Origin of the sequence: Pseudofrankia saprophytica, from assembly GCF_000235425.2 — a bacterium.
GTDB lineage: Bacteria > Actinomycetota > Actinomycetes > Frankiales > Frankiaceae > Pseudofrankia > Pseudofrankia saprophytica.
The window spans coordinates 1,019,314-1,032,923 of the sequence record NZ_KI912267.1 but is presented as its reverse complement, the minus strand read 5'-3'; the positions used below and the strand labels follow the sequence as shown (position 1 = coordinate 1,032,923).

Here is a 13,610-nt window from a genome sequence, read left to right as displayed (position 1 = left end):
GCCGCCGCGGGCTCGCCTGTTCGTGCCGTGCGCGGGCGTCAGCGGGTCCGGCGGCCCGGTCGCGGAAGAGACGTTCGACCCGAGTGAGATGGGTCACTAGGGTGACCCGCTCCGGGTGGACTGGCTGGGAACGCCTGCCCCGTTGGCACTGGCACCGCGGGCCCACAGCCTGGGAGGCATGCCCGGAGAAGGGTGACGTCGTGGCCGGCGCACCGGCCGGTAGCTACGATGGGAAGCGGAACCGGGCCGCGGTTGTTGAGCGCTGAGGACATGACACCAGTGACACGGTGTGCGTCGACGCGGCGTACGTCACACCTCGGCCGAACCAACCGGCGGCACCGTTGCCGGATGGGACCGGCCGAGCTGTGTGGAGGGCGCCGACACGGCCCGGTCGTACGGATCCCGCGGCGCACCCGTAGGCACTTTCCGAAGGGCAGGAGCAGCCCCTATGACCGTCCAGGACACGACGACGGACACCCAGACCCGGCCCAGCCAGGTCCTCCTCACCGACCTGGCCGCTAGCAAGGTGAAGTCCCTGCTCGAGCAGGAGGGCCGCGACGACCTGGCTCTGCGCATCGCCGTACAGCCCGGCGGCTGCTCTGGCATGCGCTACCAGCTGTTCTTCGACGAGCGCCAGCTCGACGGAGACACCGTGCTCGACTTCTCCGGTGTCAAGGTCACGGTCGACCGGATGAGCTCCCCGTACCTGGGCGGCGCCACCATCGACTTCGTCGACACCATCGAGAAGCAGGGCTTCACGATCGACAACCCCAACGCCCAGGGCTCCTGCGCCTGCGGTGACTCCTTCCACTAGGCGAACCCTGTTCGCTGCCCTTCGGGCAGCTTCCCGGAGGGGTGTCAGTCGATGTCTGCTCCGGGGGGCGACCCCCGGACGCCCGATGTCGAGCTCCGCTCGACGGGGTGGCCGGACGTGGCTACTGGCGGGACTAGCAGGTACTGATCGTTCGAGGGCCCGGCGTGACCGAGATCTATTCGGTCACGCCGGGCCCTCGGCGTCTTCCAGGCCAGGACCTGTCCCTAGCCGCGACACAAAGGCGCCACGAGCGAAGCGAGGTGGCCCGCGTGGGGATGGTTCTGGATCGGCTGGTCTTGGTTTGGTGACGTTCCAGCGATAGGTGACCGTGCGGCGCGGAGGCGCGCCTCCGCGGAGGCCCGGCCACGAGCGAAGCGAAGTGGTTGGGCCGCAGCGGAGGTCGCCGTAGCGCCCGTGAGCGGAGGAGGACGGCGCGCGGAGGTCCCTTGGGAGCGAAGCGAGTAAGGGGCCGGAGCGCGCCGCCCGGACGGAGCGAACCAGAGTCACAGCGCTAGGCTTGGGCATCGTGCGTATTGCCGTCACCGGGTCCATCGCGACCGATCACCTCATGCGCTTCCCCGGGCGGTTCGCCGATCAGTTGATCGCCGAGCAGCTCGAGCGGGTATCGCTGTCCTTCCTCGTCGACGAGCTGGTCATCCGGCGCGGCGGGGTCGCGGCCAACATCAGCTACGGGTTGGGCCGGCTCGGCCTGCACCCGATCCTGGTCGGGGCGGTCGGTGAGGACTTCGCCGACTATCGATCCTGGCTCGACCGGCACGGCGTGGACACGGCGTCGGTGCGCGTGAGCGATCTCGCGCACACGGCCCGCTTCGTCTGCACGACCGACGACGCCCTGTGCCAGATCGCCTCGTTCTACCCGGGCGCCATGTCCGAGGCACGCAACATCGAGCTCGCCCCGGTCGCCGGCCGGTTCGGCGGCCTCGATCTCGTGATCATCAGCCCGAACGACCCCGAGGCGATGCACCGGCACACCGACGAGTGCCGCGAGCGCGGCTACGCGTTCGCCGCCGACCCGTCCCAGCAGCTCGCCCGGATGGACGGCGAGGACGTCCGCCGGCTGGTCGACGGCGCCGCCTACCTGCTCTGCAACGAGTACGAGAAGGCCCTGCTGGAGCAGAAGACCGGCTGGTCGGATGCCGACCTGCTCTCCCGGGTCGACACCCGGATCACCACGCTTGGCGCAAACGGCGTGCGTATCGAGCGCGCCGAGGACGGCACCTCGATCCAGGTGCCGGTGGTCCCGGCGCGTGACACCCCGGACCCGACCGGCGTCGGCGACGCGTTCCGCGCCGGCTTCTTCGCCGGACGTTCCTGGGACCTGTCGCTGGAGCGGTCCGCCCAGCTCGGCTGCCTGCTGGCGACGCTGGTGCTCGAGACCATCGGGCCGCAGGACTACGAGGCCGACGAGGCCGAGCTGCTCAAGCGGTTCACCGAGGCCTATGGTGCCGAGGCCGCCGCCGAGATCAAGGACTACCTGCCGAAGTCCTGACGGTCGGGCGCGCCGGGTGGCGTGGCGGCGGCGGCCGATCCGGTCCGCCGTCGCCCATGCGGAGCAACGGTGAGCGCCACTCGACGTCGTCCGCCAGCGCGCTCGGTCGGCCCGTCAGCGTGTCCGGCGGATGAGGTATGCCTGCCCGGTGGGCAGGTCACGGGCGCCTAGTAGCTGCTGACCGCGCAGGCGGCACCAGGCGGCGACGTCGGCCGTCGCTGCCGGGTCGTTGGCCAGCAGCTCGACCGTGCCGCCGACAGGCACGTCGCCGAACCGCTTGGCCAGGTCGATGATCGGCAGCGGGCACCGCCGGCCCAGCGCATCCACCACCACGTCCGGAGCGCCCGGTGCCGGGCCCGGATCAGCGCCGCTCATGCCGATGCGCCCACCTTCCTCGTCTTCCCGCTTCTGTTGTCTTCCGTCGCATCCGCGTCCGTGGCCGCGCCGTCTACAGGCCTACCGCGCCGACGCGTTCACGGATCGCGGTGACGGCGCCGGGCAGGACGTCCAGCAGGGCCGAGAGGTCCGCGGCGGTGGAGTCGCGGCCGAACGAGACCCGCACGTTCCCGTGGGACAGGGCGCCCATCGCGACCAGCACGTGGCTCGGGGTGAGTGAGTCCGACGTACAGCTCGAGCCGCTGCTGACCGCGATTCCCGCCCGGTCCAGTTCGCCGAGCAGCGCCTCGCCCGCGACGTAGAGACAGGAGAAGGCGACCAGGTTCGGCAGCCGGCCGGCTGGGTCCGGGTCGCCGAGCAGTTCGACGTCGTCGACCAGCACCGGCAGCCGGGCGCGCAGCGCGGCGGTGAGCGCGCCCAGCCGGTCCCGTTCGGCGTCGAGCTCGCCGGCTCGCGCGTGCAGCGCCGCCGCGGCCGCCACGATCGCTGGCAGGTTGGGGAATCCGGCCGCCCGGCCCGCCTCGCGCTCATCGGCCGGCATCGGATTCACCCAGCGGGTACCGGCGCGCACCACCAGGATCCCGACACCCGCCGGGCCGCCGAACTTGTGCGCGCTCGCCGTCAGCAGGTCCGCGCCCAGCGCGGTGATGTCCACCGGTATGCGCCCGACGGTCATCGCGGCGTCGGTGTGCAGGGGGATGGCCGCGCGCAACGCCTCGGCCACCGCCGCCACCGGCTGGATGGTGCCGACCTCGTGGTTGGCGTGCTGCACCGAGACGAGCGCGGTGCCCGGCGGGGGTACGCAGCTCGCCGGGTCCACCCGGCCGTGACGGTCCACCTCGAGCGTGTGGGTGCGGCCACCGGCCCGTTCGTGCCGCTCGGCCGCGTGCAGCACGCTCGAGTGCTCGACCGCGCTGACCAGCACCAGGTCGCCGGCGCGCCGGCGCGCGGTCGCGGTGCCGAGCACGGCCAGGTGGGCGGCCGCCGTGCCGCTGGAGCAGAAGGAGACCTCATCCGCCCGCGCGCCGAGCACCCCGGCGACGGTCTCGCGCGCCGCGTCCAGCAGCATCCGTGCGCGGCGGCCCTCCCGGTAGAGCCGGGCCGGGTCGGCCCAGCCGTCGTCGAGCGCCGCCAGCAGCGCCGCGCGGGCGGCGGGGTGCAGCGGGGTCGTCGACGCGTGGTCGAGATAGGCCGGCACACCCCGACGCTACGACCTTTTCCGCCCCCTGCGCTGATCGCGGCGCTACCGCCCTGACTGCCAATGGGCGAGGCGATGGCCGGGGCGACGCCGGTGACGCCGATCGGGCCAGGACGGGATGCCGACCAGGCCAGGAGGGGATGCCGGCCGGGTCAGGCCGCAGATGCCAATCGGGCCGGGAGGAAACGCCGATCGGGCCAGGTCGGTGGCGTTGGGTGGGTCACATTGATGGGCCTGCCGGACCTGCGGGCAGGGGTGGAAAGCCCGAGTTCGGCGACTGTTCGTAAATGATCGTTACGCTGCGTCTTCTTCCTCGGGATCGATTCGTATGAAGCCCGGCGTGGGAGGGCCTCTGCCGAGAACCGTGACGTCGGCTGGGATACGCTCCCGTCGCAGCATCTACAGCGTGTCGAAGACCGTGCGCCGGCCCAGGTGACCCATCTTTGCGTGTCCCGGGCCGACGTAGTCGTGGGAGGCAGGACCTGGTGAGGAGTTCCTTCGGTCGGACCCGGCCGGCGCGCGCGGACACGGGTGCGGCGGGCGTCGAACGCCCGCCCATGCTGTCCCGGGCCGGGGTCCATGACGGTGTCATGGCCTCGTCCGGGGGCAGTGGAGGTGGCCGGGACGGCGTCGCGCCGACAGGCGGCGCGGCCACCGGCACCGCGGGCGAGCCAGCCCTCGCGGACGGCGGGCGTGCCGTCGGCGTGGGTCGTAGTAGTCATCGCCGCGGGCGCGCCGGCCGGGTGACCCGGCTCGGTGCCGGTCTCGTCGTGCTCGCACTGACCGCGACCGCCTGCGGCGTGCCGAACTTCGGCTTCCCGGACGGGGTGACCAACCAGACCCCCCGCATCCTGAACCTGTGGAAGGGCTCGGCCGTCGCCGCGCTCGCGGTCGGTGTGCTGGTCTGGGGGCTGATCTTCTACGCGATCATCGCGTTCCGGAAGCGGTCGGAGGTCCTGCCTCGCCAGGTCCGGTACAACCTCCCCGTCGAGGTGCTGTACACGGTGGTGCCGCTGGTGATCGTCGCCGGGCTGTTCTACTACACCGCCCGGGACGAGACCGAGATTGACAAGGTCTCCGCCAACCCGGACGTCACGGTGAACGTGGTCGGCTTCCGCTGGAACTGGCAGTTCCGCTACACCGACACCGGCAAGAGCGGCGGCAGCGTCGTCGAGGTGACCGGCCAGCCCGGCCAGCCGGCCGTGCTGGTGCTGCCCGAGGGACGCTCCGTGCAGTTCGTGCTGACCTCGCCGGACGTCATCCACTCGTTCTGGGTGCCGGAGTTCCTGTTCAAGCGGGACGTCGTGCCGGGCCGGATCAACACGTTCGAGGTCACGCCGACCAAGACGGGGACGTTCATCGGCCGCTGCGCCGAGCTCTGTGGCGCGGACCACGACAAGATGAACTTCTACGTCAACGTCGTCCCCGCCGACCAGTACGACAAGTTCATCGCGGAGCGTACGGCGGCGAGCGCCGCGGCCGCCGGCACTCCCGCGCTCACCACTGCCGGCAGCGGCACGACCTCCGGGAGCGGACAGTGACGCTTGTGCACGAGCCGCCGGTCGGGCACGCGGGCCCGCCGGCCGACGAGGCGCCGCCCAAGGCGGTGAACAGCCTCCTGGGCTACCTGCGGACGACGTCCCACAAGGACATCGCCCTCATGTACTTCCTGACCTCGTTCGCGTTCTTCGCCTTCGCCGGCATCCTGGCGATGTTCATGCGGGCCGAGCTCGCGCGGCCGGGCCTGCAGTTCCTGTCGAACGAGCAGTACAACCAGCTGTTCACGATCCACGGCACGCTGATGCTGCTGATGTTCGCGACGCCGCTGGCCTTCGCGTTCGCGAACTACCTGATCCCCCTGCAGATCGGCTCGCCGGACGTCGCGTTCCCGCGGCTGAACGCGCTGTCGTACTGGCTGTTCCTGTTCGGCAGCCTGACGGTGGTCGCCGGCTTCCTGACGCCGGACGGCGCCGCGGCGTTCGGCTGGTTCGCCTACGCGCCGCTGAACAGCGCCACCTACTCGCCCGGCGTCGGCGGCGACCTGTGGGTGCTGGGCCTGGCGACGTCAGGTATGGGCACCATCCTCGGCGGCGTCAACATGATCACCACGATCCTGTGCCTGCGCGCGCCCGGCATGACGATGTTCCGGATGCCGATCTTCTGCTGGAACTTCCTGGTGACGTCGATCCTGGTGCTGGTCGCCTTCCCGCCGCTGGCGGCGGCGCTGTTCGCGCTGGAGGCCGACCGCCGGTTCGGCGCGCACGTCTTCGACGCGGCCAACGGCGGCGCGATCCTCTGGCAGCACCTGTTCTGGTTCTTCGGGCATCCCGAGGTCTACATCATCGCCCTGCCGTTCTTCGGGATCATCACCGAGGTACTACCGGTCTTCTCCCGTAAACCGTTGTTCGGCTACAAGGGCCTGGTCTTCGCGACCATCGGCATCGGCGCGCTGTCGATCTCGGTCTGGGCGCACCACATGTTCGTCACCGGCGCGGTGCTGCTGCCGTTCTTCGCCTTCCTGTCGTTCCTGATCGCGGTGCCCACCGGGGTCAAGTTCTTCAACTGGATCGGCACGATGTGGCGCGGCTCGCTCACCTTCGAGACGCCGATGCTGTTCGCCCTCGGCTTCCTGGTGACGTTCCTGTTCGGTGGCCTGACCGGTGTGCTGCTCGCCAGCCCGCCGATCGACTTCCACGTCTCCGACAGCTACTTCGTCGTCGCCCACTTCCACTACGTGGTGTTCGGGTCGGTCGTGTTCGCCGCCTACTCCGGCGTCTACTTCTGGTTCCCGAAGGTCACCGGCCGGCTGATGAACGAGCGCATCGGGAAGATCCATTTCTGGACGCTGTTCTTCGGCTTCCACATGACCTTCCTGGTGCAGCACTGGCTGGGCATCAAGGGCATGCCTCGCCGGTACGCCGACTACGGCCCGGACGACGGCTTCACCACGCTGAACACCTTCTCGACGGCGGGCGCGTTCCTCCTGGCGCTGTCGACCCTGCCGTTCATGTACAACCTGTGGCATTCGTACAAGAAGGGCCGGATCGTCAAGGTCGACGACCCGTGGGGCTTCAGCAACTCGCTGGAGTGGGCCACATCCTGCCCGCCGCCGCGGCACAACTTCCTGTCGCTGCCGCGGATCCGCTCCGAGCGTCCCGCCTTCGACCTGCACCACCCGGCGTACGCCACGGGCGGGGCGATAGAGCAGCGCGCCACTCCGGAACTGAGCAGCTAAGGCGGCCGCGGCATGAGGGTAGAAGGCTACGTCTTCAGCATCATCGGCGTGTTCGCCGTGATCGTCGACATCATTTACTGGATCTACTCGCAAGACCCGACGGGTACCGCGGCGCTGGCCCTGACCGGGGGCATGGGCTTCCTGGTCGGTGGCTACCTGCTGTTCACCGGCCGGCGGATCGGGATGCGCCCGCAGGATCTTCCCGACGCGGAGGTCGCGGACGGCGCGGGCGAGCTCGGGCACTTCACCCCGGGCAGCTACTACCCGTTCTTCATCGCCGCCAGCGCCACCCTTCTCGTGTCGGGCTTCATCTTCGGCATCTGGCTCGCCCTGATCGGCGGCCTGATGACCGTGTTCTTCGCGACCTGCCTGGTCTTCGAGAACTACTGGCACCCGCCGGTCCCCGAGGACTAGGACTAGCGAGCTCGACGCCGGGTACTAGAAGGCCTGGCTGGTTGGCACGAAAGTTTTCGTGCCAACCAGCCAGGCCTTCGTGCTTCGCGCTGTCAGGGGCCCGGCGTCCGAGCCGTGGCCGGGACGGCGAGCCTGGCCGCGCCGGAGCCCGCCGGAGCCGCGCCGGACGGTCAGGAGTGGAACCGACGGGCGGCGGCGACCACCTCGTCGAAGACGCCCTCGCGCAGGGCGGCGCCCTCGCGCCGAACCACCTCGGGGTCGAGCACGAGCAGCCGGTCGAGGCGGACCTCGCTCGGCCGACCCTCGCGGTCCCAGCCGCCGGTGCCGACGTCCATCCAGTGGCGGCCGTAGTGGGCTTCCTGCTGGGCGTCCCGGTCGTGGTCCTTGCTGGTGAGCATCAGGCCGAGCAGCTGGTCACCGCGGGTGCCGATCAGCAACACCGGCCGGTCCTTGCCCTGGCTCGGGTCGTCCTCGAAGGGCACCCACGCCCACACCACCTCGCCCGGGTCGGGCCGCCCGTCACGCCTGGGCTCGTAGACGATCTGGTCCCGCACGTCGTCGATCATGAAGACGAGCCTAGCGAAGGCGGCCGACCCGGCCAGCGGTCGGGCACTAGGAACCGGCGGCCGCCTGGCTGACAGCCGCCGCCTGGTCGCGAGCGGCGGTCTGGCTGGCGGCTGCCCAACGCTCGAGGACGGCGGTGGCGGCGCCGGAGTCGACGGCCGCGGCGGCGCGTTCGAGCTGCGGGCGGATCTGTTCCGTCACCGGCTGGCTGGTCGGCCCCTCGGCCGCGACGATCGCCGCGGCCGAGGCGAGCAGTACCGCGTCGCGCACCGGGCCTGGCTTGCCGGCGAGCACCGCGCGGGTCACCCCTGCGTTGAACGGCGCGTCAGCTCCGCGCAGTGCCTGGCGATCCGCCACGTCGATGCCGACGTCGCGCGGGTCGAAGCGCTCCGTCCGCAGCTCGCCGTCCCCGCTGGTCACCCAGATCGTCGACGGCGCGGACGGGGACAGCTCGTCCAGCCCGTCGTCGCCACGGAACACCAGCGCCCGGGTGCCGCGGTCCGCGAGCACCTGCGCCATCACCGGCGCGAGCCGGGCATCGGCGACGCCGAGCGACTGCGCGCCGGGCCTGGCGGGGTTCGTGAGCGGCCCGAGAATGTTGAACGCCGTCGGCACCCCGAGCTCGGCGCGCACCGCCCCCACGTGGCGCATGGCCGGGTGGAACGCCCGCGCGAAGCAGAACGCGATCCCCGCCTCGGCGAGCGTCGACGCCACCCCCGCCGCCGAGAGCTCGATCACGACGCCGAGCTCCTCGAGCAGGTCCGCCGAGCCGCACGACGACGACGACGCCCGGTTGCCGTGCTTGACGACCGGGACGCCGGCGGCGGCGGCGACGATCGCCGCCATCGTCGACAGGTTGACCGTGTGCGACCGGTCGCCGCCGGTGCCACATGTGTCGACGGCGGCGGCGAGCAACGACGCGTCGGCGTGCACGGGGAGGGCGAAGTCGAGCATCGAGGCGACCATGCCGCCGATCTCGGCCGCGGTCTCGCCCTTGGCGCGCAGCGCGACGACGAACGCGGCGACCCGCGCGGGGCTGGCCGCGCCGGACATGATCTCGTTCATCGCCCAGCTGGCCTGCTCCGCCGCGAGGTCCTGGCCGGACAGCAGCGCGTGCAGCAGGTCGGGCCAGGTCTGCTCGGCCGGCGACGGCGCCGAGGGCGTCACCGCTCGGACGTTCCGTGCGCCGCGTAGGTGACCGGCCGGCGGACGGGTGCCCCGGAGGCCCTGGCCCGCAGCAGGCCGACGACGGCGGCCGTCAGCTCCTCCGGGTCGACCGGGTGGGTCACCACAGCGTCCGCCAGCGACCACGTCGCGAGCCACCGGTCGTCCTGGCGCGCCACCAGGAGGATCGTGGGTGGGCAGTCGGTGATCTCGTTCTTCAGCTGGCGAGACAGCCCCATCCCGCCTTCGGGGGTGGCCTCCGCGTCCAGGACGCAGAGATCCGCCTCACCGCGGTCGACGGCGGTCACCAGATCGCGGCCGTCGGCCACGTCGACGAACTCGATCTCGCCGAGCTGCTGGTCGGGGAGGGTGCCGATGGCCGCCTTGACGCGCTCGCGCACGTCAGCCCGGTCGGCGTACACCAGGACGGTGCTCATGTCCTGCGCGGCCTTTCGCTCCGAGGTACCGCCGCGTTGGGCGGCGGGGCGGCGCCCCGTCCGTCGCGGCTGGCCGACGGCGCCGGCGCCGGCCAGGCCGGCATGCCAGCCTGGCCTGACCACTCGCCGCGTCCGCCGGCGCCCGTGACAACCGGGGCGCCGGCATGGCGTGGCGAACACCACGACGACAGGGAATCCGGTGCGAGGGTATCGGACCAGGCGCGATACGGTCTGCCCAGCCCGGAGACCCGCCGCGGTCCAGGCCATGAGACCCAGCTCACCACTCGGCCGTTTGTCACCCGTCAGTCGAGGAATCGATACTGAGACTCGTTCTCAGAAATCGTCTGGTTCAGCCGGCCTGGTTCGGCCGGGAGGAACCAGCCGACCGGCCCGCCATGGCGCGAAGGAGGTGACGCGTGCCGAACCGGGAGCAGGAGCTACGGCTGACTCCCCAGCGTGCCGCCGTGCTGGCGGTGCTGCGGGCGGCGCACGACCATCCGACCGCGTCCGAGGTGTACGAGCGGGTGCGTGCGGTCGCGCCGGGCATCGGGAGCGCGACCGTCTACCGCTCGCTCGCGCTGCTGGTCGACACCGGGCACGCCCTGGAGCTCAACCTGGGCGCTGGAGTTGCCGCCCGCTATGACGCCAACACCGACCGCCATGACCACGCGGTCTGTGACCGGTGCGGACGCGCGGTCGACATCGACCACCCCATCCCGCGCGGGATGGTGGCGGAGATCGCTCGGAACTCGGGTTTCTCCATCACCGGCTACGACCTGCAGTTCCGCGGCCTCTGCCCGGAGTGCGTGGCGTCAGCCGGCGCCGTGCCCGATCCGAGTGCGGACAGGGGGGCCTGAGGCCCGAGTAGGGACCAAGGGCACCGACCGACCCACCTCAACTCGAAACGAATCGAAGGAGCACGTATGCCGAAGCTCGAGGGCACCAAGACGCACGCGAACCTCAAGGAGGCGTTCGCCGGCGAGAGCCAGGCCAACCGCCGCTACCTGTACTTCGCGCGTCGTGCCGACATCGAGGGCCTGACCGACGCGGCCTCGCTGTTCCGCGACACCGCGGAGGGTGAGACCGGCCACGCCTTCGGCCACATGGACTTCCTGGCCGAGGTCGGCGACCCTGCGACCGACGCGCCGGTCGGCGACACCTCCAAGAACCTGGCCTCGGCCGTCGCCGGCGAGACCTACGAGTTCACCGCGATGTACCCGGGCTTCGCCAAGGACGCCCGCGAGGAGGGCTTCGAGGAGATCGCCGACTGGTTCGCCACGCTGGCCCGGGCCGAGAAGACCCACGCCGGCCGGTTCCAGAAGGCCCTCGACGCCGTCCTGGCCGAGGAGAACGCCTAGCCCTCGGCACGCCACACCGGCTGAAGGCTGTGGGCGGCGCGCGGCTTCACCGCCAGCGCGCGGCCCGCGGCCAAGCCGACCGGTGCGCACCAGCACCATCCGGGCCGGGACTCCGGGCGCGGCGACACGGATACCGTCGCCGCCGCCCGGGCCCCGGCCCCACGCTTTCCCACGACCGGTGCCTGCCCGTGGCCGGGCCGGCACCCGCCCGGGGTCACGTATGCGTGCGGGCGGCACGCTCGTGGCACGTATCACCTGGGCCAGTCACCTGGGCCAGGATCGGACCGCGAGCCGGGCGGCCACGCCGCCCGCATCCAGGGGGTTACCGATGACGCTGACCGTCGACGACATCACCACCGACCACCAGGCCTATGCGGCCAGCCGCGCCGAGGCGCGCAAACGGATGATCCCGGTGCGTGCCGAGCGGCGGGTCCGCGTCGGCGACCTCATCGCGTTCGAGTTCGAGAACCTGGACACGCTGCGTTACCAGGTGCAGGAGATGGTCTACACAGAGCGGCTGACCGAGCGGACCGACGTCGCGCACGAGGTCGAGGTCTACGGGCGGCTGATGCCGTCCAGCCACGCGCTGACGGCGACCATGTTCGTCGAGCTGCGGGCCACCGAGTCGGTGCGCGAGGAGCTGGCGCACCTCGCCGGCCTGCAGAACGCGATCGCCCTGGAGATCGACGGGGAGCGCGCGCCGGCCGAGGAGATCCGCGGCGTCGACGAGGACCCGGACACGCCAAGCGAGACCGTCTCGGTGCACATGTTCCGGTTCCCGCTGACCGACGAGCAGCGCGACAAGTTCCGCGACCCCGAGGTCCCGGTCGAGCTCGCCGTCGACCACGAGGCCTACAGCGACTCCACCCCCATCGAGGGCCCGACCCGCAAGAGCCTCATCGCGGACCTCAGGCTGTGACATTGGTTCGCTCCGTGCGGGCACCGCGCTCCGCGGCCGTCCTCGCCTGGCGGCTCGGACGACCACTCCGCGCGGTGTCCTCCTCCGCGAACGTGCGCTGCGGCGACCTCGCTGCGGCCCGGCCCACGTCGCTTCGCTCGTGGGCCGGGCCTCCGCGAGGCGCGCCTCCGCGCCAGCGCGGTTGCTTTTCGCTGTGAGTCACCAGCCCGCAACCACAACGCCCGTCTGAGCACTTCGCTTCGCTCGTGACGGTCTTCACCCCTGTTAGGCACTCCACGAGCGCAGCGAAGTGGCCCCACGGACGGGCCTGCTGCGGGTACGTGACGTGCAGCGGCAGGTGACCGTGCGGGCGCGGAGGCGCGCCTCGCGGAGGCCCGGCCCCGGAGCGAAGCGACCGGGGTCGGGCCGCAGCGAGGTCGCCGTAGCGCCCGTGAGCGGAGGAGGACGGCGCGCGGAGGTCCCTTGGGAGCGAAGCGAGTAAGGGGCCGTAGCGCGCCGCCCGCACGGAGCGAACCGGCGACAACCTTCTGCCTCGACCTGCTAGATCGTTTGGTCCGCACGGAGCGAACCGGCGACAACCTTCTGCCTCGACCCTGGCTGTGTTCCAGGGCGAACTGGCACCAACCATCCCGCCCGATGGGCGGGAGGGGCCGTGAGTCGCGGCACATCTGCAACCTGGTCCGGCGGATCGAGGGTGGGCGTCGACCGGGCCGCCCCGCGTGACGGGCTCGGCGGGAGCGAGGCGCCGGTAGGGCCTCGGTTTTGGGAGATTTTTGCCGCAGTGTCTCCGGTGTGCGGTGGAGGTGTCTGCGCTGGCCGGGGCGCGTCCTACCTAGCTCAGAAGGGCCATCGGACAGTCTTCTACTAGCCGTAGGAGGTGGGTCGGCGGCTCCTCGACGGGCCGTAGTCCTACCGAACGTCGAACCTTCGGTGGCGCTTGCGCCAGCGCGTGCCAGAATGACCGACGTGGCCACGGCACCCGTCCTCGAGAAGGCTCCGCCCCCACATCCCATGGCCAACCGTCCGTCGATGGTCTCGGTTGGCACCGTGGTGTGGCTGTCGTCGGAGCTGATGTTCTTCGCGGCGCTCTTCGCGATGTACTACACGATCCGTTCGGTCAACAGCGGCAACTGGCCGCCTACGACCGGTGATCCGGCTGGTTCCGAGATCGGCCCAGTGCACCTGCACGTCGCCTATGCGCTGGTCTTCACCGTGATCCTGGTGCTGTCCAGCGTCACCTGCCAGCTCGGCGTGTTCGCCGCGGAGCGGGGCGACGTGTTCGGGCTGCGTCGCTGGTACACGATCTCGTTCGTCATGGGCCTGGTCTTCGTCCTCGGCCAGGCGAACGAGTTCTTCCGGGAGAACGAGTTCGGGCTGAACTCGCACGCCTACGGCTCGGTGTACTACCTGACCAGCGGCTTCCACGGTCTGCACGTGATCGGCGGTCTGATCGCCTTCCTCATGGTCCTGGCCAGGTCGACCTTCGGGCGCTTCACGCCGGAGAAGGCGACCTCGGCGATCGTCGTGTCGTACTACTGGCACTTCGTCGACGTCGTCTGGATCGGCCTGTTCGCGACCATCTACCTCCTCCAGTGAGCGAC

At 71.1% G+C, this 13,610-nt stretch carries 14 protein-coding genes; 9 read left to right on the top strand and 5 right to left on the bottom strand.

Annotated elements, in window-relative coordinates:
• The first annotated feature begins 448 nt into the window (after positions 1 to 448).
• A complete protein-coding gene (gene erpA, locus FRCN3DRAFT_RS0238860; RefSeq protein WP_007516278.1) occupies positions 449 to 814 on the top strand; it encodes an iron-sulfur cluster insertion protein ErpA in 366 nt (121 codons plus the stop codon).
• A gap of 526 nt (positions 815 to 1,340) precedes the next feature.
• Complete coding sequence (locus tag FRCN3DRAFT_RS0238855) at positions 1,341 to 2,324, top strand: carbohydrate kinase family protein (protein ID WP_007516279.1); 984 nt, start codon at positions 1,341 to 1,343, stop codon at positions 2,322 to 2,324.
• A gap of 114 nt (positions 2,325 to 2,438) precedes the next feature.
• On the opposite strand, the gene FRCN3DRAFT_RS0238850 is transcribed toward FRCN3DRAFT_RS0238855, so the two are convergent.
• Both FRCN3DRAFT_RS0238850 and FRCN3DRAFT_RS0238845 read right to left on the bottom strand, forming a co-directional pair.
• Positions 2,439 to 2,699, bottom strand: coding sequence for a sulfurtransferase TusA family protein (locus tag FRCN3DRAFT_RS0238850; protein ID WP_007516280.1), 261 nt, complete (start codon positions 2,697 to 2,699; stop codon positions 2,439 to 2,441).
• 73 nt (positions 2,700 to 2,772) lie between these two features.
• Positions 2,773 to 3,918: a cysteine desulfurase family protein gene (locus tag FRCN3DRAFT_RS0238845; RefSeq protein ID WP_007516281.1), complete on the bottom strand. Its 1,146-nt coding sequence runs from the start codon at positions 3,916 to 3,918 to the stop codon at positions 2,773 to 2,775.
• A gap of 485 nt (positions 3,919 to 4,403) precedes the next feature.
• Between FRCN3DRAFT_RS0238845 and ctaC the strand changes: the two genes are divergently transcribed.
• Genes ctaC through FRCN3DRAFT_RS0238830 form a run of 3 tightly spaced genes read left to right on the top strand, consistent with a single transcriptional unit; the run spans position 4,404 to position 7,567 of the window.
• On the top strand, positions 4,404 to 5,459 hold the full coding sequence (gene ctaC / locus FRCN3DRAFT_RS48425; RefSeq protein WP_007516282.1) for an aa3-type cytochrome oxidase subunit II: 1,056 nt from the start codon (positions 4,404 to 4,406) through the stop codon (positions 5,457 to 5,459).
• On the top strand, positions 5,456 to 7,153 hold the full coding sequence (ctaD, locus tag FRCN3DRAFT_RS0238835) for an aa3-type cytochrome oxidase subunit I (RefSeq protein WP_007516283.1): 1,698 nt from the start codon (positions 5,456 to 5,458) through the stop codon (positions 7,151 to 7,153). Before ctaC ends, ctaD begins: the two co-directional genes overlap by 4 nt.
• Positions 7,154 to 7,165: 12 nt before the next feature.
• Positions 7,166 to 7,567 (top strand): cytochrome c oxidase subunit 4, encoded by a 402-nt coding sequence (locus FRCN3DRAFT_RS0238830; RefSeq protein WP_007516284.1) that lies wholly within the window; start codon positions 7,166 to 7,168, stop codon positions 7,565 to 7,567.
• Positions 7,568 to 7,737: 170 nt separating this feature from the next.
• On the opposite strand, the gene FRCN3DRAFT_RS0238825 is transcribed toward FRCN3DRAFT_RS0238830, so the two are convergent.
• The 3 genes from FRCN3DRAFT_RS0238825 to FRCN3DRAFT_RS0238815 are packed head-to-tail and all read right to left on the bottom strand — an operon-like array spanning position 7,738 to position 9,732.
• On the bottom strand, positions 7,738 to 8,133 hold the full coding sequence (locus FRCN3DRAFT_RS0238825; protein WP_007516285.1) for a type II toxin-antitoxin system PemK/MazF family toxin: 396 nt from the start codon (positions 8,131 to 8,133) through the stop codon (positions 7,738 to 7,740).
• A 46-nt stretch (positions 8,134 to 8,179) separates the two neighbouring features.
• The gene (gene trpD / locus FRCN3DRAFT_RS0238820; RefSeq protein WP_007516286.1) at positions 8,180 to 9,298 is read right to left on the bottom strand and encodes an anthranilate phosphoribosyltransferase; all 1,119 of its coding nucleotides are present in this window, start codon (positions 9,296 to 9,298) and stop codon (positions 8,180 to 8,182) included.
• Entirely contained in the window at positions 9,295 to 9,732 is a 438-nt protein-coding gene (locus FRCN3DRAFT_RS0238815; RefSeq protein ID WP_007516287.1) for a response regulator, read from the bottom strand. The genes trpD and FRCN3DRAFT_RS0238815 overlap by 4 nt, the downstream gene beginning before the upstream one ends.
• Before the next feature lie 416 nt (positions 9,733 to 10,148).
• Here FRCN3DRAFT_RS0238815 and FRCN3DRAFT_RS0238810 point away from each other — a divergent pair, with 416 nt between their 5' ends.
• The 4 genes from FRCN3DRAFT_RS0238810 (at position 10,149) to ctaE (ending at position 13,605) form a co-directional block, all read left to right on the top strand.
• On the top strand, positions 10,149 to 10,589 hold the full coding sequence (locus tag FRCN3DRAFT_RS0238810) for a Fur family transcriptional regulator (protein WP_007516288.1): 441 nt from the start codon (positions 10,149 to 10,151) through the stop codon (positions 10,587 to 10,589).
• Positions 10,590 to 10,655: 66 nt separating this feature from the next.
• Positions 10,656 to 11,090 carry a rubrerythrin family protein gene (locus FRCN3DRAFT_RS0238805; protein WP_007516289.1) on the top strand — a complete coding sequence of 145 codons (435 nt, stop codon included), beginning with the start codon at positions 10,656 to 10,658 and terminating at the stop codon, positions 11,088 to 11,090.
• A 328-nt stretch (positions 11,091 to 11,418) separates the two neighbouring features.
• Positions 11,419 to 12,009 (top strand): DUF3501 family protein, encoded by a 591-nt coding sequence (locus FRCN3DRAFT_RS0238800; RefSeq protein WP_007516290.1) that lies wholly within the window; start codon positions 11,419 to 11,421, stop codon positions 12,007 to 12,009.
• A gap of 957 nt (positions 12,010 to 12,966) precedes the next feature.
• Positions 12,967 to 13,605, top strand: coding sequence for an aa3-type cytochrome oxidase subunit III (ctaE, locus tag FRCN3DRAFT_RS0238795; protein WP_027141331.1), 639 nt, complete (start codon positions 12,967 to 12,969; stop codon positions 13,603 to 13,605).
• Positions 13,606 to 13,610 lie beyond the last annotated feature (5 nt).